The 23655-nt window shown below is 67.0% G+C and carries 23 protein-coding genes and 1 tRNA gene; 6 read left to right on the top strand and 18 right to left on the bottom strand.

Translation table 11 applies throughout. From position 1 onward, the window contains the following. Positions 1-2: 2 nt before the first annotated feature. Entirely contained in the window at positions 3-1349 is a 1347-nt protein-coding gene (locus PSR88_RS34195) for a M16 family metallopeptidase (protein ID WP_029537472.1), read from the bottom strand. Positions 1350-1592: 243 nt separating this feature from the next. Beyond that, positions 1593-2264, bottom strand: a complete 672-nt coding sequence (locus PSR88_RS34190; protein ID WP_016880111.1) for a HemK2/MTQ2 family protein methyltransferase — start codon at positions 2262-2264, stop codon at positions 1593-1595. Between the two features lie 156 nt (positions 2265-2420). On the opposite strand from PSR88_RS34190, the gene PSR88_RS34185 reads away from it, so the two are divergent. Next, positions 2421-2816 carry an SRPBCC family protein gene (locus PSR88_RS34185; protein ID WP_011598545.1) on the top strand — a complete coding sequence of 132 codons (396 nt, stop codon included), beginning with the start codon at positions 2421-2423 and terminating at the stop codon, positions 2814-2816. Here PSR88_RS34185 and PSR88_RS34180 read toward each other — a convergent pair. The 5 genes from PSR88_RS34180 to PSR88_RS34160 form a co-directional block, all read right to left on the bottom strand. Beyond that, complete coding sequence (locus PSR88_RS34180; protein ID WP_011598544.1) at positions 2813-4069, bottom strand: serine hydrolase domain-containing protein; 1257 nt, start codon at positions 4067-4069, stop codon at positions 2813-2815. The genes PSR88_RS34185 and PSR88_RS34180 overlap by 4 nt on opposite strands. 64 nt (positions 4070-4133) lie before the next feature. After that, positions 4134-4691 carry a DinB family protein gene (locus PSR88_RS34175; RefSeq protein WP_016880110.1) on the bottom strand — a complete coding sequence of 186 codons (558 nt, stop codon included), beginning with the start codon at positions 4689-4691 and terminating at the stop codon, positions 4134-4136. A 57-nt stretch (positions 4692-4748) separates the two neighbouring features. Next, the gene (locus PSR88_RS34170) at positions 4749-5093 is read right to left on the bottom strand and encodes a YdeI/OmpD-associated family protein (RefSeq protein ID WP_237723760.1); all 345 of its coding nucleotides are present in this window, start codon (positions 5091-5093) and stop codon (positions 4749-4751) included. After that, entirely contained in the window at positions 5090-5356 is a 267-nt protein-coding gene (locus PSR88_RS34165; protein WP_237723755.1) for a YdeI/OmpD-associated family protein, read from the bottom strand. Before PSR88_RS34165 ends, PSR88_RS34170 begins: the two co-directional genes overlap by 4 nt. After that, a complete protein-coding gene (locus tag PSR88_RS34160; RefSeq protein ID WP_009479984.1) occupies positions 5353-5769 on the bottom strand; it encodes a VOC family protein in 417 nt (138 codons plus the stop codon). Before PSR88_RS34160 ends, PSR88_RS34165 begins: the two co-directional genes overlap by 4 nt. A gap of 89 nt (positions 5770-5858) precedes the next feature. Between PSR88_RS34160 and PSR88_RS34155 the strand changes: the two genes are divergently transcribed. Further along, positions 5859-6821 (top strand): helix-turn-helix transcriptional regulator, encoded by a 963-nt coding sequence (locus tag PSR88_RS34155; RefSeq protein ID WP_011598541.1) that lies wholly within the window; start codon positions 5859-5861, stop codon positions 6819-6821. Between the two features lie 6 nt (positions 6822-6827). Here PSR88_RS34155 and PSR88_RS34150 read toward each other — a convergent pair whose 3' ends face one another. From PSR88_RS34150 to PSR88_RS34135, 4 genes are all read right to left on the bottom strand, one after another. After that, entirely contained in the window at positions 6828-7124 is a 297-nt protein-coding gene (locus PSR88_RS34150) for an MTH1187 family thiamine-binding protein (RefSeq protein WP_009479982.1), read from the bottom strand. An 887-nt stretch (positions 7125-8011) separates the two neighbouring features. Next, positions 8012-9046: a DUF2332 domain-containing protein gene (locus tag PSR88_RS34145; protein WP_237723753.1), complete on the bottom strand. Its 1035-nt coding sequence runs from the start codon at positions 9044-9046 to the stop codon at positions 8012-8014. Between the two features lie 100 nt (positions 9047-9146). Continuing rightward, positions 9147-10340: a hemerythrin domain-containing protein gene (locus tag PSR88_RS34140; RefSeq protein WP_016880108.1), complete on the bottom strand. Its 1194-nt coding sequence runs from the start codon at positions 10338-10340 to the stop codon at positions 9147-9149. A gap of 29 nt (positions 10341-10369) precedes the next feature. Then, a complete protein-coding gene (locus PSR88_RS34135) occupies positions 10370-11029 on the bottom strand; it encodes a TetR/AcrR family transcriptional regulator (protein ID WP_009479978.1) in 660 nt (219 codons plus the stop codon). Positions 11030-11202: 173 nt separating this feature from the next. Here PSR88_RS34135 and PSR88_RS34130 point away from each other — a divergent pair, with 173 nt between their 5' ends. Continuing rightward, entirely contained in the window at positions 11203-11928 is a 726-nt protein-coding gene (locus PSR88_RS34130; RefSeq protein ID WP_029537456.1) for a class I SAM-dependent methyltransferase, read from the top strand. Here PSR88_RS34130 and PSR88_RS34125 read toward each other — a convergent pair. Together PSR88_RS34125 and PSR88_RS34120 are read right to left on the bottom strand one after the other, a co-directional pair. Further along, on the bottom strand, positions 11894-12100 hold the full coding sequence (locus PSR88_RS34125; protein ID WP_029537453.1) for a hypothetical protein: 207 nt from the start codon (positions 12098-12100) through the stop codon (positions 11894-11896). The genes PSR88_RS34130 and PSR88_RS34125 overlap by 35 nt on opposite strands. A 154-nt stretch (positions 12101-12254) precedes the next feature. Then, positions 12255-14468, bottom strand: a complete 2214-nt coding sequence (locus PSR88_RS34120; RefSeq protein WP_016880107.1) for a serine/threonine-protein kinase — start codon at positions 14466-14468, stop codon at positions 12255-12257. Positions 14469-14792: 324 nt separating this feature from the next. Between PSR88_RS34120 and PSR88_RS34115 the strand changes: the two genes are divergently transcribed. Further along, the gene (locus PSR88_RS34115; RefSeq protein WP_342338765.1) at positions 14793-16148 is read left to right on the top strand and encodes an MCE family protein; all 1356 of its coding nucleotides are present in this window, start codon (positions 14793-14795) and stop codon (positions 16146-16148) included. Between the two features lie 39 nt (positions 16149-16187). Here the strand turns inward: PSR88_RS34115 and PSR88_RS34110 are convergent, their stop codons facing one another. Together PSR88_RS34110 and PSR88_RS34105 are read right to left on the bottom strand one after the other, a co-directional pair. Next, on the bottom strand, positions 16188-16811 hold the full coding sequence (locus PSR88_RS34110; RefSeq protein WP_342338743.1) for a maleylpyruvate isomerase family mycothiol-dependent enzyme: 624 nt from the start codon (positions 16809-16811) through the stop codon (positions 16188-16190). Positions 16812-16916: 105 nt separating this feature from the next. Further along, positions 16917-17372: an SRPBCC family protein gene (locus PSR88_RS34105; protein WP_016880105.1), complete on the bottom strand. Its 456-nt coding sequence runs from the start codon at positions 17370-17372 to the stop codon at positions 16917-16919. A gap of 224 nt (positions 17373-17596) precedes the next feature. On the opposite strand from PSR88_RS34105, the gene PSR88_RS34100 reads away from it, so the two are divergent. Beyond that, positions 17597-18439: a class I SAM-dependent methyltransferase gene (locus PSR88_RS34100; protein WP_342338764.1), complete on the top strand. Its 843-nt coding sequence runs from the start codon at positions 17597-17599 to the stop codon at positions 18437-18439. 901 nt (positions 18440-19340) lie between these two features. Here the strand turns inward: PSR88_RS34100 and PSR88_RS34095 are convergent. Further along, positions 19341-19808 (bottom strand): SRPBCC family protein, encoded by a 468-nt coding sequence (locus PSR88_RS34095; RefSeq protein WP_342338763.1) that lies wholly within the window; start codon positions 19806-19808, stop codon positions 19341-19343. Positions 19809-20227: 419 nt separating this feature from the next. Between PSR88_RS34095 and PSR88_RS34090 the strand changes: the two genes are divergently transcribed. After that, positions 20228-20297: transfer RNA gene (locus PSR88_RS34090), tRNA-Gly, on the top strand. A 365-nt stretch (positions 20298-20662) separates the two neighbouring features. On the opposite strand, the gene PSR88_RS34085 is transcribed toward PSR88_RS34090, so the two are convergent. Both PSR88_RS34085 and PSR88_RS34080 read right to left on the bottom strand, forming a co-directional pair. Next, positions 20663-21760 carry a hypothetical protein gene (locus PSR88_RS34085; RefSeq protein WP_342338762.1) on the bottom strand — a complete coding sequence of 366 codons (1098 nt, stop codon included), beginning with the start codon at positions 21758-21760 and terminating at the stop codon, positions 20663-20665. 495 nt (positions 21761-22255) lie between these two features. After that, complete coding sequence (locus tag PSR88_RS34080; RefSeq protein WP_009479964.1) at positions 22256-23272, bottom strand: S1C family serine protease; 1017 nt, start codon at positions 23270-23272, stop codon at positions 22256-22258. Positions 23273-23655 lie beyond the last annotated feature (383 nt).

Here is a 23655-nt window from a genome sequence, read left to right as displayed (position 1 = left end):
CGTTACCGGACGATGCCGCGCACCGAGGCCGGCAGGTCACGCTTGCGACGATACGGTCCGACGACGGCGGCGCCGAACGGGCGCTGCAGCAGCACTCGCGCGACGTCGCGCACCTCGTCGGTGGTGACCGCGTCGATCTTGCTCAGGGTTTCGGTGATGCTGCGGTGATTGCCGTAGTTGAGCTCACTGCGGCCGATGCGGTGCATCCGGGAGCCCGAATCCTCCAGTCCCAGAACCAGTCCGCCCCGCAGCGATCCCTTGGCGCGGGCGCACTCGGCGTCGGTGATGCCGTCGGCGGCCACGTTCGACAGCACCTCCCGGATCACTGTGGTGACCTCGCCGAGGTTCTCCGGCTGGCACCCGGCGTAGATCGAGAACGCACCCGTGTCGGAGAACGTGTCGATGCCCGAGTACACGGAATACGCCAGGCCGCGGATCTCGCGCACTTCCTGGAAGAGCCGGGAACTGAGTCCGCCACCGACCGCGGCGTTGAGCACCGACAGCGCCCAGCGGTGCGACTCGTGCCGCCCGAACGCGCGCACCCCGAGGGAGAGGTGGACCTGTTCGCTGTCCCTGTTGGTCAGGCTGAGGGTCGGCTCGGCCCGCAGGCGCAGGGTGCCTGCGCGTCGCGGGGCGGGTTCGGACGCCGAGTCGAGGTGCCCGGCGAAGGCGCGCCGGACCAGCTCGACCGTCGGTTCGTGCTCCACGTTGCCGGCGACGGCCACCACCATGCGCGGTGGCGTGTAGCGCCGCACGTGGAAGGAGTGGAGTTGGGTGCGGGTCATCGATTCGATGGATTCGACGCTGCCGATGACCGGCCTGCCGACGGGATGGTCGCCGTAGAGCGCGGTCAGGAACGCGTCGCCGAGGAGGTCTTCCGGGTCGTCGTCGCGCATCGAGATCTCTTCGAGGACCACCTGGCGTTCCACGTCGACGTCGGCGGACCGGCAGCGGCCCCGAAGGACGACGTCACTGACGAGGTCGATGGCGAGGGGCAGGTCGTCGTCGAGCACGTGCGCGTAGAAGCAGGTGTGTTCCTTGGACGTGAACGCGTTGAGCTCGCCGCCGACGCCGTCCATCACCTGCGCGATGTCGAGGGCGCTGCGCGACGGCGTGGCCTTGAACAGGAGGTGCTCGAGGAAGTGCGCGGCCCCGGCGACGGTGGGCTGCTCGTCACGGGATCCGACACCCACCCAGACGCCCACGGATGCGGATCGGACACCGGGAACGTATTCGGTGACCACCCGAAGCCCGCCGGGGAGCACGGTGCGCCGGACGCCGGCATCCGGCTCGTGGAGGGTCGGCGCTTGGGTCAGTGCGGCAGTGCGGCTGCGATCGATCTTGGCCATGTAGTGGTTCAGCAGTCCTCGAAAGCTGGGCGTCGTCGAACGGCAAACTTTACACGCGGCACGTGGCCGTCGGTCACCAGCGTCGGCGATGTGGTTGCGAGCCCGATCAGCTCGCTTTTCCTGAGGACGGCCACAGCGCGAACAACACGATCCTCTGCGTTGTGTCCCGGGTTGCGACGAACCACGTGAACCACTCACCTGTGCCGTGGCGAGAACAGTTGGACGCCGGAGTCAGAGCCCAGGTCAGCGTGGAGCCTCGCCGTACCGGAGGTCGGTCGCGGCCAGCACCGCGATGCGCTCGGTGCGCTGGCCCGGCCGGATCATCTCCCGCGCCTCCAGCATCCTCGTGCGGGACGAGAGGGCGGGACCGAACGGCACGTCCTCCGACGCGACTACGTCCACCCGCAGTCCCCGTTCCTCCAGCATCGCCCGGGTCTTGTCCACACCGTTGAGCGTCGACTGGACGAGGAGCAGGGTGCCGCCGGGGGCGAGAAGGTCCGGGGTCTCGCTGCAGATCCGGTCGAGCACGGCGCGCCCGTCGACGCCGGCATCCCATGCCCGCGCGAGTACACGGCCCGGTCTGCCGTCGTCCGTCGCCGGCGCGTAGGGCGGGTTGGCCACCACCACGTCGAAGCGCAGGGTCCGGACGGAGTCCACCAGGTCACCCCGCACGACGCGGATCGTCCGGCGGCGCAGTTTGGCGTTGAGCCAGGTACTGATCGCGGCCCGGCGCGACACGTCGACCGCCGTCACCCACCCCGCGCCCGCCGCGCACGCCTCGACGCTCAACACGCCTGTGCCACAGCAGAGATCGAGCACGCGGGTGCCCGGTCCGAGATCTCGGGCCGCCAGCACCTCGGCGAGCAGCCAGGTGTCACGCTGGGGGCGATACACCCCGGGCAGACGAACGAGCATGATCGGCTCCCTCCCTCGCCGTTCCCTCCAAGCGTGGCCAGTACCTCGAGTTACATGCAACTCGACACGGGCCAATTCACCCGGTGTTCACCTCCGACCACTCCGCGAGCCGCATCTGCGGTGTCTGCCGGGGTCGAAACCGGGTATTCCTCCCCCGTGCCGCATTCGTTCTCAGCTGATTCCGACGCCTCGGTGGACGTCGCGTGGGCGCTCGTCTCCCGGCCCTCGCGCTGGCCCGAGTGGGCGCCGCACGTCCGCGGAGCGTGGGGTCTCGGGTCCCCCGAGGTTCAGGCCGGCCGGCGTGGAGCGGCGCGACTGCTCTGGGTCGTGCCTGTTCCCGCGTCGATCTCGGCCAAGACACCGGGCCGTTCCTGGACCTGGCGCGTGGGACCGACGACGCTCGATCACGTCGTCGAACCCTACGGTGCCGGCTCGCGGATCACGATGACGATGTCCGCTCCCGGACCCCTCGACTCCGTACTCGCGGTCACCTACGGCCCGGTGGTGCGGACTCTCGTCCGTCGCCTCGCCCGCGTCGCGGGTGAACGCTAGCCGACCGCCACCGGCGGCGCTTCGGTCGGAGCGAGGTGTGCGCCGATCTTCCGGAACAGCCTGTCGGCCTCGTTCTTGTACGCCCCCGTGTCGTCGAAGGCGGCCGGCTCGTACGTGACGGCGATGGCGACGGCGATCTTCTGCGAGGGCAGATAGGCCTCGACCGCCGACGATCCGCTGAACAGCGGGTTCTGCATGAGCCAGGTCCCCACGATCGGTAGTCCGAGCCCGTAGGTGTAGTCCTCCGACTGCGGGAAGCAGGTGGTGCAGCCGGGCAGCGCGGTCGTCTTGCCACGCAGGTCCGTCGACACCATGGCCTCGTAGGACTCGGGCGACAGTAGTTCACCCGTGCCGATGGCGACGGCCGTGTCGTGGAGGTCGTAGATGTTCGTGATCTGGATGGCGCCGTGGGTGATGGTCCAGGACGGATTCCAATACGTGGATTCCTCGTAGAACGGTGCACCGGGCGGGATCTGCAGGGCCTCGCGCCGCTCGGACGAGAACGCGTGCAGGACGGGTTCGGGGATCGCCGCCGTCCCCGGATCCGTGGTGTCGTCGAGGCCGAGCGGACCCAGCACCTCGTCCTGCATGAGTTCCGTCATCGGCTGACCGGTGATCTTCTCGAGAACCAACCCGAGGATGACGTAGTTGGTGTGGGCGTAGTTCCAGTTCGTCCCAGGTTCGTAGAGCAGGGGCTCGGACGTGGCGAATGCCAGGAGTTCCTCAGGCGTCCAGTTGCGGAACGGTGCCGCGTAGAGGGCGCTGTCGAATTCGGTGTTGCCGATGACGTAGTCGACGTAGCCCGAAGTCATCTGGGCGAGCTGGCGGAGGGTCACGCGGTCGGCGTGCGGAATGTCGGGCAGCCACTTCGACACCGTATCGTCGAGACTCACCTTCTTCTCGTCGACGAGCTGGAGCAGCAGCGTGGACACGTAGGAGATGGCGACCGCGCCGTTGCGGAAGTGCATGTCGGTGGTGGCGGGCACTCCGGTCATCGACTCGCCGAGAGCCTGGGTGACGATCTCCTTGCCGTCGACGGTGACACGCACGATCACCGCCTTCAGGTGACTCTCCGCCATGGTGTCGCGCACGATCTTCATCACCGCGTCGGCCTGCGCCGGATCGGCCGACGAGACGGCAGAACCGCTGCTCGCGTCCGCGGAGGAAGAATCGGGGGACGAGGTGTTCGACGTGCACGCGGCCAGGAGAGCGAGGACGCACGTCAACAGGAGAATCCGCCGAGTCGGTGGCATACCCGAGCTTGGCAGATCCGTTCGGCCCAGGGAGTGAAACCCGTGGAGCCGGCCCGGATTCCGGTCAGGAAATCGGCCGGCGCAGATAGAGATCGCGCAACAGCGCCACCTCGGCGCCGTGATGGATGACCTCCCGGTTGATGTGCAACACCAACGCCGCCATGGGATAGTCCGCGAACGCTCCCTCGCCGGCGCCGCACGGCCGGGCGAACCCCTCGACCCCGAGGCTCCGGACACCTGCAGACCAGGCCGCATAGTTCTCGTCGAGTTGCGCGAGCGCCTCGGCCGCGGTGCCGGCGTACTCGAACGTCTGATAGTCGACGGGCGGCCCGCCGAAGTGACTGGTGATCCGCATCCCGAAGACGCCGACGACGAGATGCCCGAGCCGCCACGCGATGGTGGTGACCGGTGGCGGGTCCGGTTCGGGAAAGGCGAAGTCGATGGTGAACGCGCCACTTCCGGCCCGGACCGGCGCCTGCGACTGCCCGCGCGGGCGCACACTCCAGCCGTCCGGCGCGGGTTCCCAGAAATACTCCTCGTCGGTCAGCCCCTCCAGCCGGGGACGCAACTGCTGCTCCCAGTGCCAGCCGAGCTGATCGGCGAGTTCGTGCGGCCAGTCCATGTCGTGTCTCCCCTCTCCCTCTCCCTGTCTCCGATCGGGACACCGGTCTCGCGACGGCTACCGCACACCGTCCGGGGCCCGGACCCCCGGATGATTGGCCCGGAGGTTCATCGCCGCCAGCGTGACCGTCCGCTCGATCCGCCGCTGCCTCGTGTCCGGCTTCCTGGCTGACGCTATCCACTCCAGGATCAACCGTGTCGACGACGGCGGAAACCTGTCGAAGTTCGCGCGTGCGGCGTCGTGTCGCGCAAACGCTTCCTGCAGATCGCCAGGGATGGTCGCGCTGTCCCCGGTCGCCGTGTTCTCCCAGGTCCCCTTGGCCTTGGCCAGATCGATAGCGGCGTAACCGTGCTCGGTCATCAGTCCCTGCTCGATCATCTCCGCCGCGCGCTGCCGGTTCACCCGGCTCCAGGTGCTGCGCGGGGTGCGCGGCGTGAAACGCAGTCGAGAACTGTCGGCGTCACGTCTGCGGCGCAGGCCTCGATCCACCCGAAGCACAGGGCCTGCTCGATCGCCTCGTGGTAGCGCACGCTCGGCGTTCCGCTGTCCTTGTGGTGGATGATCAGCCAGACCTCCGTCTCGGACCGGCAGTTCTCCGAAAGCCAGGCACGCCACTGCGCGGGCGTGCGAGCGACGACGGTGTTCACGTCGTGGGTGTCCATCACGCGCCTGCCTTCGCAGCCAGAATGTCCAGGTAGTGCTGGTTGAACATCACGCCGAGGATGTTCCCGAACGGGTCGGCCACGGATGCGGTGACGAATCCGGGCCCGTGTTCGACCGGCTTGCCGTGCAGGGTGGCACCCAGCGACAGCAGCCGCTCGACGCTCGCGTCCAGATCGTCGACGTGCCAGTAGGTCATCGTGTTCTCGGCACCGCGTGACCGGTCGGGCGTTGCGAATCTGCTGTCGATGATGCCGAGTTCGTGCTGGTAGTCGCCGAGCCGGAACTCGATGTAGGCGGGTGCCCCCTCCAGCGCGCGCACGAAATACGGCTCGACTCCGAGCAGTTCGGTGTACCAGGCCTGGGCGGCCGTGAGGTCGTCGGCGTAGAAGTTGACGGTGGTGAGTCCTCGCAACATGGGTGATTCCCTTCCTCGGTCGGTGACAACATTCATCCTCCAACTCAAAGTGCTCACCAATTGAGCACTTTCTGCGGGAAGCTGAGGACATGCGCGCTGACCGACTCGTCGCCACCCTCCTGCTGATGCAGGCCCGGGGTCGAGTGACCGCCGCCGAGGTGGCGGACGAACTGGACGTGTCCGTCGCGACCGCTCGCCGCGACCTGGAGGCGTTGTCCGCTGCGGGGATCCCGGTGTACCCGCAGTCCGGGCGCGGCGGTGGGTGGTCGCTCGTGGGCGGCGCTCGCACTGACCTCAGCGGGTTGTCCGCGACCGAGGCGCAGGCACTGTTCCTGCTGGTCGGCCCCGCGGCCGCCGTCTCGGGCGAGGCCAAGGCCGCGCTGCGCAAACTCGTGCGGGCACTGCCGCAGACCTTCCGGGCCGACGCCGAGGCCGCCGCCACTGCCACCATGATCGATCCCACCCGGTGGGGCGAACGCGATCGCCGCAGGCCCGAGATGGTCGACCTGCTGCAGGCCGCCGTGATCCGGCGCCGGAAAGTCCGCCTGATCTACACGAACAGCGCCCGGCAACGGTCCGAGCGGCTCGTCGACCCGTGGGGTCTCGTCGACAAGGACGACATCTGGTATCTCCTGGCCGGGACCGAACGGGGGCAGCGGACCTTCCGGGTCGACCGGATCGTCCACGCCGAATCGACGGAGCAGCCCGGCGAGCGCCCCGACGACTTCACACTCGCCGCAGCGTGGGAAGAAGTGGTCGGCGAGGTGGAACAGCGGCGCTCGACGACCTGGGCGACCGTGCTCATCGACGCCAGGTTCGTGCCGATCCTGCGCGATCACTTCGGGCGGCACTGCCACCCCGAGGGTGAGGACGACGACGGTCGCGCGCGGGTCCGTCTCGCCGCACCGACCCCGTTGGACATCGCCCGGAACCTCGCCGGCTGGGGTTCGATGGTCGAGGTACTCGAACCGCGATCGGTCCGGGCCGAGCTGGCCCGGATCGGCACGGAACTCGCCCACCACTATGCCGGCGAACACGGTGAGGCCGGATGACCGAGCTCAGTCGGTCAGGTAGCGCTCGACCGTCTCGACCTTCGCTCGCAGCTGATCGCTTCGACCCGGCCGGATATCCGCTTTGAGAACCAGACTGACCCGCGGAAACTGTTCCAGCAGAACGTCCGTTGCACGCTTCACGACGGCCATCACCTCGTCCCACTCGCCCTCGACGGTGGTGAACATCGACGTGGTCTCGTTGGACAGTCCGGATTCGCGGACCACCCGCACGGCCGCTGCGACCGCGGCACCGACGCTGTCGGAGTCCCCGCCCATCGGGCTGACGCTGAATGCCACCAGCATGTGCTCTCCTTCTCCGGGAATCGACCACCATCGAATCACCTCGTCCAGGATTCCGCTGCATCCCGATCGCCCGCGCGAACAGGTCGTTCCACACACACGTCGGGCGGCGTCCCTGATGAGGGGGCGCCGCCCGCGAGCACGAACGTCGGGTTACCAAGCTGCATGGTTGCGCGGGGTGGAATGTGGCCTCGGCGTCAGACATCCCCCCGCCTGACGCAAGCCCACCGCGCTGAGCCCAGTTAGTGGGCTGTACTTGTGCGTGGGTGCCTACAACTCGTGCTGGGCGCCACGACCGAGAGGTGGAATCTTCTCTTCCGGTCCGACCTTGGTCTGCCGTGGATCCGTACCTCAGGTCTACCCCGCATATCCGGATAAGGCAACGAACGTGAGCCAGAGCCCGCCGGCAGACGCTTCCCACTCGCCCGATACCCGAGCTGCGCGGGTCACCGACCCGGTCCGCCGGGTACGACAGACCTCACTGCCGAGGCGTACAAAGGAAATACACCCGTGAGGCCGGGCAGTGGTGAGACAAGCCGCCATCCGCGCGATCTATGTGACAGGAAGAGCGATCTCCTCCGGCCACCCGCACAGAGAGGACATCGCATGGGAGTTCCGTGGGCATCACGGGCACGATCGGATGCGTACTGGGAGCAACAAGTCTCCGGCGAAGCGCGCAGCTGCGACAGCGGCGAAGCGAGAAAATCCGCATCCTCCGACACCCGCCCGACCCTGGCCGACCACAGCCTGACTCACCGCAACACTGACGCAACTGACACCCCACCTGCAGATCACAGCGAGTGAATTCGCCGGCCTCGGGAGACGACGACCCACACCCGACAGTCCCGCACAGCGGCAACATCATTCGGTTTCACGGGATGCCCGGTCCGTCAGGAGTCTGCCAGCCACGCCAGCACGCGGCCCCGCGACCAGCAGCGGCCGATAGCCTCGGCAGGCCGAGCCGACCGGTCGAACACGGCCAGGCCGATGAGGCTGTGCCCAGAGGCGTGGCGATCGCCGAGCGTGGGTATCGTCGGTGCGACTCCGACTCCCTCCACTGACACCCACGCCACCGGCCGGCCGGCTGCCGCTTCGTGTAGGCGGTCCAGGAAGCGCAGGCGACTCTCGACCGGGAAACGCGACAGCGCCCACGTCGTGGTGACGACAGGCAGGGCGTCCGCGGGCACCCGGGCGACGGCGTCGGGCATCACCTCGACGGCGTCGCCGTGCAGCAGCAGCGGAGGGGCCGACGCCGCCAACGCCATCTCCGCGTCGAGCCTCGCGATCCGCTCCGGCTGATCCGGCCACAGGCAGGCGCGCAACCATCGGGCCTCGTCCGCGTCGGTCACGTCGACCGGATCGAGGTCGACGCCGATCCGGGCGACGACCTCGGGCATCACCCGCGCCGGGACGGGCCGGTCTCCCACGATCGAAGCCGACAGCTGCACGGGAGAGGACAGGTCGCCAAGCGACTGTCCGTTGCCGTAAGTGATGCCCACACGGTCGACATTGAGGTTGAGCCCAGCCGAACAGCCCACGTCGATCAGCCCCACCGCATTCGCGCCGACCCGGCGCGCCGCCTCGGCAATGGCCGGATACAGCACGGTGCTGCGTCCGGTCTCGTCGGGCCGCGTCTTCCGGCGCACGGCGAGAGCCACGACCGAGTCGGTCATCCGCAGCAGCGTGTCGACCGCCGCGCCGGCGGCAGCGTCGCCGTCCGTATCGGCATAGGCCGAGGCAAGCGCGGGAGCGCGACCGGCGAGGGCGAGGTCGTGCAGCGCGGCGAGGATCACTTTCGGGTGTCGCTTGCGCGCGGGCGCCGCCTCGATGGCGCGCAGCGCCTCGTCGGACTCACTCAAGGCGACGGCGACGCGCCCGTACAGCGGCGACGTTTCGGCGTCGATCTCACCGAAGTGTCGGTACACCTGAGCGAGTGTGCGGGCCCTACCCACGAATGCAGCGCTTCCTGCGGTCACCTGACATCGACGCTGATTCTAATGGCGAGCGTTCCAACGTGACAGGGCATTACGCCGTTCGGGGCAGGGGCGGCCCTGTACGCGCACCGGCCTGCGCCTGCCGCCGCAGCGCCTCCAGATTCTGCCGCATCTGCGGCCGCATGTCCCGGTGCTGCGGCTGCAGGCGTGTGTAGAGCGAGAGCAGCGGGCGGTACGGCAAGACGTCGATCCGATACGAGTGCGTCACCCGGGTCCCGTCGCCGTCCGCTCGGAAGGTGTATGACCAGGTGGTCGAGTCGTGGTACAGCGGGTTGCGCCGATCCGACACCGTGTGGAATGCGAACGTCCTGCCCGGATCGGCGGCGGTCACCTCGCAGACCCGGGACCAGCGCATGTGATGTGCACGGTTGTGCCCCCGGAATCGGGCGCCCACGGTCCCCGGCGGCCGTCCCGGTAGCCACGCGCAGCCGCGGCACTCGGGGCTGCGTTCGCTGATTCGGGTGACGTCGGCGACCGCGTCGTACAGCTGCCGTGCCGGGACGTCGATCCACAGTTCTGCCGAGCCCTCGGTGCGGGGTGGCTGGTGGAGCCGGGGGCTCACGTCGAGGTCGGCACCCCACCGGGCGGCGCACGCCCGCCGATATGGTCGCTTGAACGCATGGATCAGCATGAACCGGGTGGCCGGATCGACCTTGCGGACGGTGACGTCGTAGTCTTCCCGGTCGACACCGTCGACGATCCAGTGAGCTTCGATCCCCAGCTCCCGCTTGGTCTTCGAGGCGATGAACACCTGCTGCTCCACGTCGTCCCACTGACGACGGGTCAGGGTGCGGGCGACGACCGGCATCATCTCGTCCTCTTCGCGCTGCAGATGCGGCAGCAGAACCTGTTCGAGAGCCGTGAGGGAACGCGAAAGGTCTTCTCGGGCAGCCGGATGCGCACGGTATTCGACCGCCGCGGCGGCGACCCGCTCCAACTCGGGGCCGATTCGCGCATGGTCGGCGTCCATCACGTCGAGCAGTGCTCCGGCGGCCGGGTTCAACTCGCGGACCAGCGGCCACAGCCCACGGTCCTCGCCGCTGTGGTGCAGGTGCAGGAAATGCATCATCCACACGACGTGATCGGCGAGTGCGACCCGCTGGGTCCGCGCGGGCGGAGGTGGTGTGCGCAGCACCTGAACGGCGCGGGCGATATCACGGCGCAGTGCGCTGTGGACGATGCGCATGATACGAGTGTCGGCGGGAGGCCGAGTGTCGGTTGTCATGACCTACTCCAGACAAAAGCGCCCGTATGTCACACCGGGCGGTCGAGGATTTCTTCGATGCGGTCGATCAACCATGACTCGTAACGGTCGCGACTCCAACCGCATTCGTCCACGAGCAGGGCGTAGACCTGGTCGCCGGTCTGGACCCACAGTTCGTCGACCTGACCGGCATCGGCGTGATGGCCCGTGATGAGGTGTGCGACGTCGGCGACCGAACGCCTGCGCTGGCCCTCCAGGTCGGCGGCCACCGCTGCGAGCGTGGCATCCGCCGTCGCACCCTGACGGATCGCCACGGCCAGGCGGTAGATGCGCTCGTTGATCCTGGCGATCATGCGCGCACCCGTCTCGATGCGGTCGCCGGTCGTGCGCCCCGTACCGATCGCCGTGTAGACGGGCCGGTCGGCCAATGGCACCTGTGCGTCGTCGCCGACGATGGCGACCTCCAGCGCCGCCTTCAACAGGTGGGCCTTGGATCCGAACGTCGTGTAGACGGTTTCGACGGAGACCGCCGAGGCCTGTGCGACATCCCTCATGCCGGTGCCGACCCAGCCGTGCTCGGCGAACAGCCGGGTGGCGGCCTCCAGCACGACCGCCCGCGTCTGAGCTGCCTGCATCCGACGCAGCGGAGAGCGGTAACGGCGGGTCCCGGATCCGCCCGGATCCGCCGAGTCGTAGTCGACCGTCGCCATACCCCAAGGGTAGAACGCGCAGGTTTTCAATACAACACTGTTCCAGCGATTTCCGGAACGACCCCATGTACTACATCCGCGCGTTCCGGACCCGACTCAGCTTCAGTCCGCCCCACCCGGGTGCCGCGACGGTTGGGGGTCCGACGGAAGCTCCGATCGGACATGATCAGATCGTGGCAACCTTCAACGACTACGACGCGTACGCGTCGGCGTATGACGCCGATACCGAGAACAACGTGTACAACGCGCTGTACGAGCGACCTGCGACGCTGGCGCTGGTCGGCGACGTCGCAGGCAGCAAAGTACTGGATGCGGGCTGCGGCAGCGGTGCGCTCTCACGCGCACTCGTCGCCGCCGGTGCTGCCGTCACCGGCGTCGATCTCAGCACGGGTCTGCTCGCGATCGCCCGGACGCGCCTCGGTCCCGATGTGCCGTTGATCCGGGCGGACCTCAACCAGCAGTTGCCCATCCGGTCATCGACCTTCGATGTCGTCGTCGCCTCGTTGGTCATGCACTACGTCCACGATTGGTCGAGACCGTTGACCGAGTTTCGCCGGGTACTCGTGCCCGGCGGGTGCGTCGTCATCTCGACCCATCACCCGTTCGTCGACTTCAGGCTTGCCGGGGAGGGCGACTATCTCGGAACGTACGAGTTCACCGAGGAATGGGTGAAGTCCGGCGAGACCTTCCACATGAAGTTCTGGCACAGGCCGTTGCACGCCATGTTCGACGCATTCAGCGCAGCAGGATTCACCGTCGAACGCGTTTCGGAGCCGCGACCGGGTGCGGCGGTGCGCGATCGCTCCCCCGAGCACTTCGATCGGCTCAGCCGTGAGGCACCGTTCATCTTCTTCACCCTGCGCGTCAGGGAAAGTGCATCAGCTTCCTGGCGAGGGTGAAGAGACGGCGGGCGAGCCTCACCACGGGCAGACCCAGAGGAAGCAGGATGACCGTCACGCAGAGCACCCCACCGACGATCCATACCACCGCCGCGACAATGCCCAGCACCGTGCCGAGTACGGCCGTGAGGATCCCCAGCACCACGTCGAGCAGGCCCCGTAGTAGTCGCATGACAACCTCCTGACCTCCTGGTTCCAGTCTGCGCGCCGACGGTCCGAAGCGCACCCCTGACAGCCGCCCGTCAGGGAGGGTGAACGAGTGCACGGTCAGACCTACAGTGCGTGGCGTGTGACGGCCTGTCGCACATCGGGATCGAACGGTTGCGCTAGACCACTCGCTCCAGCGCGCGCACGTCGGCATCGAGTTTCCGGTACAACCAATACACGGCGACGAATGCGAGCCCGGAGGCCGCGCACAACCCAAGGACCGAGTCGCGCACGAGAGGAAGCTCCGCGGGTTCGAGGGTGCTGAATCCGGCCAGCACCCCGACCAGTGGCACGGACGCCGTCACCGCCAGGTAGACCGTCGTTCTTCGGCGCAGCCCGCGAAGAACGACGGTGTCGTGCGCAGTCGTGAGGCCGTGGCGCAGATAGATGGGATAGACGCAGCGAACGACGTAGAACGTCGACAGAAAGAACGTGTACGCAACAGAGATGGTGCCCGCCACCAGAACAGTCGTCGCCGCATGGACCATCAGCCGGGCCGGAAGGTCCGTGAACCAGCGAAGGAACATCACCCCCGCCACGGATGCGCAGACCGCAAACACGAACGTGTTCAGGGCACACATATCGCCCCAGACCAGTGTTCGCGACCGCACCCGCGCGAGGACGGCCTCGTCGTAGCGTCTGCCCTTGCGTAAGCCGCGAGGAACCGCGAGCAGATCACGCGACATATAGGCGTAGACGAGAACCGCCAGCGGCCAGGCACAGAGGTTGAAAACGATCGTGCTCGTGTAGAGCTTCGCGTACGTGGCATCGGACAGGCGCTCGTTGAGCAGTTCCTGGAGGTGCACGGCGAGGTAGATGGTGGCCAGGCCGATGCCGACCAGCGAGGACGACCACAGAATGGGGGTGGGCGATCGGGACAGTCGCGCCCGCCAGCTGTTCGGGGGCGGATAGACCAGGTCGCGGGACCGCTCCTCGAGGCACAGGTCGAGCTGCTGGGCCAGTTCCGAACCGGACGGGTAGCGATCGTCGCGGTCGGGCGACAGGCACTTCAGAAGCACGCGGCGCAACGCCATCGGGCAATCCGGCGGAAGCTCCGACAGGAATTTCGCCTCGACGGGGCTGCGCCGCAGCTCGAGCATGCGGGCCAGCGACGTCTCCGACTCGCCGGCGGAGGTTTCGTCCGCGAAGGGACGGCGTCCCGTGAGCAACTCCCACAGCATGACAGCGAGCGCGAAGATGTCGCTTCGCGTGTCGAGGTCGGCGGCGGTCGCCGGCGAGCCCGGATGGCAGGCTTCGAGCTGTTCGGGCGACATGTACGCCAGCGACCCGCCGAAGTAGGCCAGCGGACTCGTGCCCTTGATGCGATTGCTGGCGCTGACGTTGAAATCGGCCAACTTCGGAATTCCCTCGGCGCTCAGCAGCACGTTCGCGGGTTTGATGTCTCGATGCAACACTCCCCGCTCGGATGCGTGCTGAAGCGCGTCCGCGAGTCGGCGGCCCAGCCAAGCCACAGTCTCCGGCCACGTCAGTGCGGCGGCCCGTGCGCGAACGGCGGATTCGCTGGGCCGAACCTCACCCTTGGCGGCAAGGACCCCGTCGACGGCATCGAGCAGTAGTTGACCACTGCGGTGTTCCGGAGGCGTCGAGCGCAGTAGGTGCACCACGTCGAGCAGCGTTCCCCCCGGTAGGTACTGCATGTAGAGCAGCTTCAGTTCGCCGTCGGCGATCAGTCGCTGGTCGAAGATCCGCACGATGTATTCGTGGTCCAGTTGGGCGAGTGTCTGCGGCTCGATGCCGTGGTTATGGGAAATCTTGACCGCGACCAGGCGTTGCATCGATTGTTGCCGAGCCAGATATACCTGGGCGAAGGCGCCGGACCCGATCCTCATCAGAAGGTCGAAATCGTCGACACGGTCGCCGACATCGATGTTGCCCAGAACAACTTGCGCCAATGGACGGGCAATCATCGTGCTGCAGTAGTCACTCGTGAGCTCGTCGAGGTCGGGGCCACCCGCCATGGTCGCCGCCTCGGCGGCCATGGTTGCCGTATCGACTCCGTGCGCACTTCGGCGCAGGGCGTGGAATTCCTCGTAGACCAGGTCGGCTGGAAGCGGACCCTCCTGCAACTCCGCGAACTCCGCACGGTATTCGGTCAGTCGTTTGGGGAAACAGTGACGAACCCAGCGGTATTCGAGGTCGATCTTGATCAGTTCGATCAGTATCGAACGCCGCTCCGCCGGTTCGCGGGGTAGGAACGCGGACAGGTCAGGCGGGGACCCGGACCCCCAAGCCTCGGAAAACCGTGCCACGACGGTGGCAAGCGCTGTGCGGGTTCGTTCGGCTGATTCGACCAGATCGGTCGGCTCGTACATCGGTAACTCGGAGTGCGGCCCCGTGCGATCACACGGCGACTACGCCCGGTGCGGCCTTGTGTCGTTGTCGACCCACATTGTGTCCTTCCGCCGAATCCCCCGATCAAGGGTATCGCTCCGCTACGAGCGCATGGGCGGCAAAAGCGGGGATCGGCCTCGGCGGTAGGGACTGCCCAGCCGAATCCGGGAATCGTCGAGTATTTGCCGGTACCTGCGCGATGCAGCACGAGACGCACCCTTCGCGAGGCACGATAGATCGGGGAGGTCGGCGCCGCTGACACGGTCTCAGCGGCAACCACCGGCGGTGATCGTGAGGGTGGTCGTATGAGCAACACGACATCTGTCGTGGGTCGACGGGTGCTGGGGCTGGTGTTCTTCCTCGTCCTCGCGTTGTACCTGGCACTCTCCGTCGGGATGTTCGACAAGCGGTTCACCAAGGTCGTCAAGGTCGACCTCGTCACCGATACCGCCGGAAATGCCCTGCCTCCAGATGCAGACGTGAAGGTCCGAGGCCTCATCGTCGGCGAGGTGCGCTCCGCGTCCTCCCAGGAGGACGAGGTCACCCTGGCTCTCGCGATCCAGCCGGACAAGGCGCCGCTGATTCCGTCCGACGCGACGGCGCGGTTGCTGCCCAAGACGCTGTTCGGTGAGCGTTATGTGTCGCTGATCGTTCCCGAGGGCGACACCGCTCCGCCGATCCAGGCCGGCGACACGCTGCGTCAGGACAAGAGTGGCAACGCCGTCGAGGTCGGTCAGGTTCTGGACGGTCTGCTGCCGCTGCTGCAGGCGATTCCGCCGCAGGACCTGGCGAACACGCTCGGCGCGCTGTCCCAGGGACTGAGCGGCCGCGGCGCCGAACTCGGCCTGACACTCGACCGTCTCGAGGAGATCTTGGGCGGGCTGAACACCGAACTTCCTGCCATCCAGGAGGATCTGCGCGGTCTGGCGGACTTCTCGCAGACGTATTCCGAGGCGGCACCCGACCTGGTCGACGCCCTCGACAACCTGCGTACCACCGGAAACACCGTGGTGGAGAAGCAGGGCGAGATCTCCACGTTGCTGGCGTCGCTGACCGGAACGAGTTCGTCCACCGCGGATCTCCTGCAGACCAACGCCGAATCGATCGTCAGTATTGCCGCCGATTCGCGTGAGGCGCTGCAGCTCCTCGGCCGCTACTCGCCGAGCTTCGGTTGCACTCTGGCGGACTTCGTGAAGGCCGAACCGATAGCCCGAGAACTGCTCGCCCTGGACGATCCCTATCCCGGCGGTCGTGGTTCTGTTCAGTTCATCAACCCGAAAGGTCGCTACCTGCCCAACCAGGACGAGCCGCGCCTGCTCGACGACCGCGGACCGGCTTGCTACGACAACGTCACCGCACCGGGCGGGAATTTCCCGCAGTACCCGGGCGGATCGTTCAACGACGGCTCGTACCAGGTTCCGTCGCGAAATCCAGGCCCGTCGACCATCGAATACTTCCCGGCGCCCGCCGGCGTCCCCGAACAGGTCCCGGGGTACGGATCCCAGATCATGCCCGCAAGTTACGCGGGTTCGAAGATGGAGCAGGACACGCTGGACGTCGTCTACGGCGAGGCCGGGGGCATGGCGCCGGAAAACGTGCCGAGCTGGACGACACTCGTGGGCGCCCCGACCATGAGGGGAACCGACGTGTCCTTCAGATGACGACTCGCGACCGTCGCCCGGGCCCCGGACCGCGGTTCGTCAGATCGCCGCCGCGAGGACCTCGACTCCCGGTCCGTCGAGGTCGTCCAGCGCCACCCTCCGACCGGAGACGGCCAGGAGAAGCGACAGGGCGGTGCCGCTCACCTCGGGGCCCTCTCCGATCGACACCTCGGTGTCCGCTGCGGTCAGCCGGACGCGGGCCACGAGTTCTCTGGCACCGCCGAAGGACGCCGGGGTGCGCGTCTGCAGGCGGAGCGATCTGTCGACGGCCTCCGCCGGGTAGGAGCGGGTGAGTTCCAAGGGCCGACGGATGTCCTCACCGTGGACGATCTCCTCGACGAGCCGGCTGTCGAGGGGGGCCGGAGGCGTCGACGTCCGCGACGCCACCCGACGAAGCCGAGCCAACGTCTCCTGCGGTGAGGCACCGCGCTCGCGTTCGACACCGCGGGCATTCTGGCGGTCGAAGTCGAACCGCGCCCGCGCGAGACCGACCATGAAACCGAGTCGCGTCGTCCGAGCCGTGTCGACCAGGTGGGCGACCACGTCGTGCACCGTCCACTCGCCGCAGAGCGACGGCTCGTCCCACCGCGCCGCGTCGAGACTCCCGAGGTCGTCGACCAGCGCCACACGCTCCGCGTGCACCATCGACCAGACATCTTCCACAGCTCGCTCCTTCGGTCGGCCACATCGTATGCACGGTAAGACTCGTCGCGACACGGAATCTCATCGCTGCTCGGGGAACGACCGAATGAGAGCCGACCCACATGGTCAGCCGTCGATGGTGAGCAGGTCTGCGAGGTTGTCCAGGCTCGCCCGCACCGTCCGTGAGTACGCCTTCGCGACTATCGGGTCAGCCAGCTTGCCGAAGATTCCTCCGAGGCCACTTTCGCTGTCGGTCCGATAGGTGAACAGGGTGCCGCCGTCGACTTCCTCGAGCCTCGTCGTCGCGGTGAAGCCGACCTTGCTCTCCACCGACTTGGACGTGGCCACCTTCAACGGCTCGTACTCGACGAATTCGGTCACCCAGTCGAGGCGCCTACCCAGAATGCGGGTTACCCCGCGCCACCGGGTGCCCACCCCGAGTTCCCCGTCGGTGAGCTGCTCGCATTCAACGGTGGACGCCTCCCACGACGGCCAGTTCTCCGCGACGGTGACAAAACTCCACACTTCCGACGCAGGACGGGCGATGACGACGGACTGCTCGACAACCGGCATGGTGATCATCCTTCTGGTGATGGCTGGATCGGAGTCGACCTGCCTCGTCACGCTCCTCGGGCGATGTAGGGCCAGAAGACTGGAGACCGGTCTGTTTGATTTTCCCCTCTGCGCGGGGTCGCTGTCACTGATGGTTAGCGCATCAAAACGCTGGTGGCGGAGTAGACAAGCCCACGAGACGCCGGCGAAACCGGTGCTGGATCGATCCGCCGAGGAGCAGAGATGATCGAACCATGACATCGGATCGCCGTACGCTTCGGAACACATTCGAGTTGGCCGCCGAGAAGTACCACCCCGCTCGGCCCAGCTATCCGTCGGCGCTCTATGACGAACTCGTCCTCACGGCCGGACTGCGCCCAGGTGACTCGCTACTGGAGATCGGAGGAGGCTCGGGCAAGGCCACCGTCGAACTCGCGCGGCGGGGCTTCACCATCACGTCGGTCGAACTCGGGCATGAATTGGCAGCGATCGCGCGTGTGAATGTGGCGCCGTTCCCCAACGCCGAGGTGGTCTGCGCCGATTTCGAGCACTGGGAGCCGGCGCCAGGCGTGACCTACGACCTCGTGTGCGCGGCAACCTCCTGGCACTGGATCGACCCCGCAACGCGATACATCAAGGCGGCCAGTCTCATTCGCCCCGGAGGGCATCTGGCGTTGTGGAGTGCACAACACGTGTTCCCGGAAGGTGGGGACCCGATCTTTCGAGAGATCCAGCCCGTCTACGAGGAGATCGGCGACGGTCTCCCGGATACCGCGACGTGGGCGCGCCCGGGTGAGCTGGCCGATCATCAGGCCGAAATCGAGCAGAACGGACTCTTCGACAGCGTCGTGGTGCGTCACTTCGACTGGGAAGTCAGCTACGACGTGGACGGCTACCTCGACCTTCTCGACACCTTCTCCGGTCACATCGCCATGGCGAGATGGCAACGGGAACGGCTGTACAGCGAGATTCGTCGTCGAGTTGCCGAGCGGCCCGAACGCCGCATCCGGCGGCACTTCGGTGCAGTCCTGCACGTTGCCCGCCGCCGCAACCGGGTGATTCCTCCGAATCCGCACCGCTCCGGCTCGATCCCGTAATCGCAGGTCGAGACCCGACCGACTCTCGATCAAGGCCGGGGAGCGTCGCGGGCTTCGGTGTCGCCGTCGAACGCGCACAGGCACCGTGGCTCCGCTCCCCCGAACAGTGCGACCGCCAACCCCAGAACCCCTGCACCGCCGGCCAACACCGCACCGAGCATGAAACATGTCAGTCACACACCGCAGCCATCCGCGTCCGAACGGCACGTCAAGGCGGACTCAGCATCGCGGACCGGGCGATTCTACAACTGCGGGAAACACACACCACCATCCGCGAGGGCCCTCACAACGCGGCCACCGGCGACGGAGACATCTACGACGCCCGCGCCCGCCAATTCGCCGTCACCGCGGGCAACTACATCGCCCCCGCCGCAGGAAGCCTATCCGTCCAACGCGGCGAACCCACCGAGAGAATGGTCCGGGAAGCCGCCTTCAGCATGGTCTGCACCACCATCCCGGAAATAAAGTCACGCATCCTGACCACCCGTCACCCCCAGTGAATCTGCGAGACCGAGGCGCGATGACACCCGAACCGAGTCAGACGTTCACGACAGTAGCGGCAAGCTGCTCACATATCCCCGGTCCCATCGCCGGCGTCCCGCTCCCGGCACACCGTCCACGACAGCGGGAATCCGCACTCGCACAGATCCGCCAGGCCTGTGCCAAGCCCGGCCAAAGCGACACGATCCTCGATTGATCGCAGCAGGACGTGCACCCACGGGCGGGAGTCCACCATGCGGGCACCCGAGCCCGCACAACGATCGTGTGCAAACAAGCCCAGCGTGATGCGCCGTGCATCACGTGCACCCCAAGTCGTGAGTGCAAACTCTGGACTGGCACGGCACCCGGCACCATGGGCGCGGCGCCGGATCGGCGGCAAGCAGGTCGCAGCCGACTCGAGTCAGCCGGACCCTTCGACGTACGACGCCAGGTTTGCCAGCGAGGAGGCGATCCCGGCCTCGTGTGCCGCTTGGTCTATGCCGGGTGGCACGTCCGTGGCGGTGACGGTCACCTCGGTTCCGTCACCGGCGGCGGCGAGGTGCCAGGTCATCGTCATGGTGCCCGCGTACGAGGGGTCGTCGGCTTCGAACACCGCCCGCTGCACCACGCGTTCCGGTGGCACCAGGTCGGCGAATCCGACATTGACGACATCCGTCGCATCTGACGTCTTTCCGGGGCCGTCGGCGGGGTCGAGGTAGGTCAGGACCATCCGGAACCCGCCACCAGGCCGGGGATCCCACCGCTCGACCCGTCCGCGCATGCCGTCCGGCGGCAACCACGCCTCGAGGGACTCCCGGTCGAGGAGAGCGCCGTACACAGTCGCCGGTGGTGCCGCGATCGTCCGGCTGGCGCGGTCGGTCCTGTCCATCGCCCGATTCTAACTAGCGCCGCCCCGTCCCAATCAATGCCGACGCGGATGGATGTGTTTCGGGGTACTGGTGGCGGGCTCATCGGCCAACCACCGGTAGACACAGGCGATTTCGACGAGTGTCCTCCTCTTGATGAGCGTCCCTGCCGTGTCGGACAGCCGTTGCGCATCGCGAGGTGCGCGTACCGCTAGTCGCCGCCGGTGCCTCTCTCCCGCTGTCCGCGCACTCCTCAAAGCGGCGTTTCGGCGGCGTGACAGCAGGATTCGGCAACCCGGTAACAATGCTGCGGGCGAGTCGGCGTCCCGCGGTGCGGGCGTTGATCCGCTGGATCCTCTTCGCGATCCTTGCGCGTCAGTGGGCGACAAATGCTTCCATCGCACGGTGTTGGGCCTGCCTACGGGCGCCCAATATCGTGCGCGCCGATGTAGTTCATTGGCAGAACATCAGCTTCCCCAGCTGAATACGCGGGTTCGATTCCCGCGTCGGCTCCCTCCCTCCCCAGCGCTCCAACAAGATCAACTTCGCGACCTCCGGATGCGCTGTTACCGCTGCCCGTCCGTTCGCACGCCCCCCGGGCGCCGTCACAGCCTCTTCCGTCCCCATCGGCACAAGACCGGCAACCGTGGGCCAGTCACCCAGCAACCGCCCGGGGTTTCCGGCGAGTCGACCCTCGCCGAGGAGGTCGTGGCCGTTCCATTACCGGACCACGCCACGAGTACTCATGCTCCCCAATGGTCACACACATCGCCACCGGAAAAGGATCCTTCGACCGTCGCACGAAAGCAGGGTGAGCGCGCCCGGTCGCCCGTATCCTGATGGACGCTCGGCAGACAGTCATTGCACACCTCGTCGATCATCCCGCCTCGTTCGACCGCCTCCGCGTCTCCTCGATGCGCTGGCGCTGCCGGACCCCGTACGCCGCCTCCTTGACGGCGGCGTCGTCCTCGAGACCCGACCCGAGCGCCCCACCGATGGTGGCGATGGACGCCAGCAGCCAGGTGAGCGTGAGGTAGTCGGAGAAGTTCACCCCGCGCCCGAGAATGCGGGACAGCAGTTCCGGGGGAAGAGCGAGACACGCGGTGAACAGGAGCAGGCAGAACAGGGCCACGTGGAGGACGATCACACCGATGACCAAGGTGGCGACGGTCGCGGTGTTGTACAACACAGATCGATCGCGCTCCTCCGGCGACTTCGGCCGCTCCCACAGTTCGTGATCGAGGATCAGCCAGAGAATAATCGCCACGATCGACAGGATCGTCGCCGCACTCATACGCCATGGGCCCATCGTGTCGGCGAACAACCAGATCGTGTCGGTGGCCAGTGCGATCGCACCCGTGGCGAACGCGCCGACGAGCACCTTCGACAGTCCGGTGACCAGCCGCCACGGCCGGTTCGCCCGCACCATCCCCGACAGCAGTCGCAGTCGCCGCAGTCCCGAGGGCGCGAAGTACCGGATGCCGTCCTCGATCTGCACACACGGGAACCGTCGCGCCGTGCCGGGGGGCATGAGTTCCGGTTCCCCGAGGATGTGGGCGATCGCGAGTTCGGTGACGGTGCGGATGCGGCGCTCGATGTGGACGCCGCCCACCGCGGCGACGGAGATGAGCGCGAAGAGGTGGTCGGCGCTGACGTCGGCCACCACCGGCAGGGTGTCTTCGCGGCGTGGTAGGTCGGTGAGGTACACGACGATGTCCTCGCCTTCGGAGGATGGATCGACCGCGTCGATCACGTCTGCGAAATCCGCTTGCTCGTCTGAGAGGTACGGCTTGCTGCGCACGCACGTCGTCCACCGGCGCTCGAGGCGGTCACGGCTTCGCATGCGTTGCGGCAGGTGCTCCGCGACGCGTTCGGCGAGAGCCGCAGGCGTGCCCGGATCCGCGATGAACAGCACCGAGACCTGCTCACCGTCCGCACCGGTTTGCCCTCCCCGCAGGTGCTCATTCGCCTCCACTGCCTTCGCGTACCCGCCCGGTCTGCCCCCAAACTCCCAGGCAGTGGGTGCGCATGCATCACAGCGCCGCCGCGGATCTCCGCTGCCTCTCCGGTAGACACCACGAGCGGCCGAGGATGCACCGTCGACCACTATCGGCGGGATCTGGTGCGGTCGGTGCACCTCGGCCGAACGGGTACATCATTGTCCGGGTCATCGATTCCATGACCGGACATCGTCGGGGAATCACGGCAGAGGGCCCTGGCCGCTCTCGATTCGCTGCTTCCGCAGCATGAACTCGGCCTCTCCGAAATCTCGGCTAACCCCGGCACCGTAGGGATCAACCATCGACGTCGAAGGTGGTCGGGCAGAACCTGACGGTGAATGTCCTGCCGCGGTTTCTCAATTTCGTGTCACGAGGACACGCTGACGGCGATGCTAGCCAACGCCCGCAACGTGCCGGGCCGCAACACAGATCCCGTCCGTACCCGCTTCGGTCGCGCTTGGAATCGTAATTCAGCTGGTGGGGCGGTCTGTCACGGTGACCGAGATCTGCTGGGTCTCCCTGCCGCGGAGCACGGTCAGTTCGACTCGATCGCCCGGGTCGACGGCACGGAGCGCCGCGATGAAGTCCTCTGCCGACTCGGTGTCGTGGCCGTTGACCGCGGTGATGACATCGCCGGGCCGGATACCCGCGGTCGCAGCCGGACCGAGCGGGACGACCTCGAGGACGACGACACCGTTGGTGCGGTCGACTGCCAGTTGTTCGGCGATCTGCGGGGTCAACGTGCCGGGTTGAATGCCGACGTACGCATGCTGGGCGGTTCCCGAGGCCAGCAGCTGGTCCGCGACATCGACGACATTCGCCGCGGGGATGGCGAAGCCCAGAGCCACCGCACCCTCCGACGGAGGAATGTAGGCCTGACTCATCCCCACGACCCGCCCTTGTCCGTCGATCAGCGCACCCCCGGAGTTACCCGGCGAGATCGCGGCGTCGGTCTGAATCAGGTCCACCAGCGGGGCCCCGGTGGAGGCCGACCCGGGGATCTGACGGTGCAATCCTGAGATGATGCCCGAGGTGACTGTGGCCTCGAACCCCAGTGGACTGCCCACGACTACGGCGAGCGCACCGACCTCCGGCAGCGCTGTCTCGAACGTCGCCGCAGTCAGATCCGTGCGGTCCGCTTGAAGGACCGCGACGTCGGTCACGCGATCGACGGCCCGCACGTTCGCGGACACCTGTTGCCCGTCCGCGAATGCCACACTCACCTCCCGGGCACCCTCGACCACGTGGGCGTTGGTGACGATGGTGCCGTCAGTCTTGTAGACGATGCCGCTGCCCACGCCGGACCCGGTGAGCACGGTCACGACCGAGGCCTCCACCTGCCGGACCAGTGCCGGCAGGTCTACGGCAGGCCCCGCTGAGGGCGTCGAGGTGGTGGGAGCCGAGGCGCCGCATCCCGCGAGGAGGAGGACCACGATCGCGACCAGCGGCGCCCAGACCGAGGAACGTACGGTCGACGGCACGCGCATCAGCGACCGCCCTCCGTGAGGAATCGGTCTCCTACATACACCTGCCGCGAGCGGGCCCACCCGATCAACATACCCCTGCCTGCTCCCGTGGTCGGCGACTCCCGACCCGCCTCACATACCCAATTGAAATCTACATCGACGATTACAGTGGCGTTTCTCAACTACTCCGGCGACGAGTCGTATATTGTTGTACTACTTTCACTTTCAAACCAGCTCCCCCGTTTAGGCCCGATTCGGTTGCCGTACAAAGAAATCAGAGTTCAGCGACTCCACCGAATGGGCTGATCCAACAGCTGAGAAGTGGATTTCGCCGCTGTTCGATTCTGCGCCAAGTAATTAGAGTCCACCGTCGGGGGCCTGATCCTCTACGTGAGGATGAAGCA

The organism is Rhodococcus sp. DK176, assembly GCF_038447315.2.
Lineage (GTDB): Bacteria > Actinomycetota > Actinomycetes > Mycobacteriales > Mycobacteriaceae > Rhodococcus_F > Rhodococcus_F jostii_A.
This window is presented reverse-complemented; position numbering and strand designations above follow the sequence as displayed.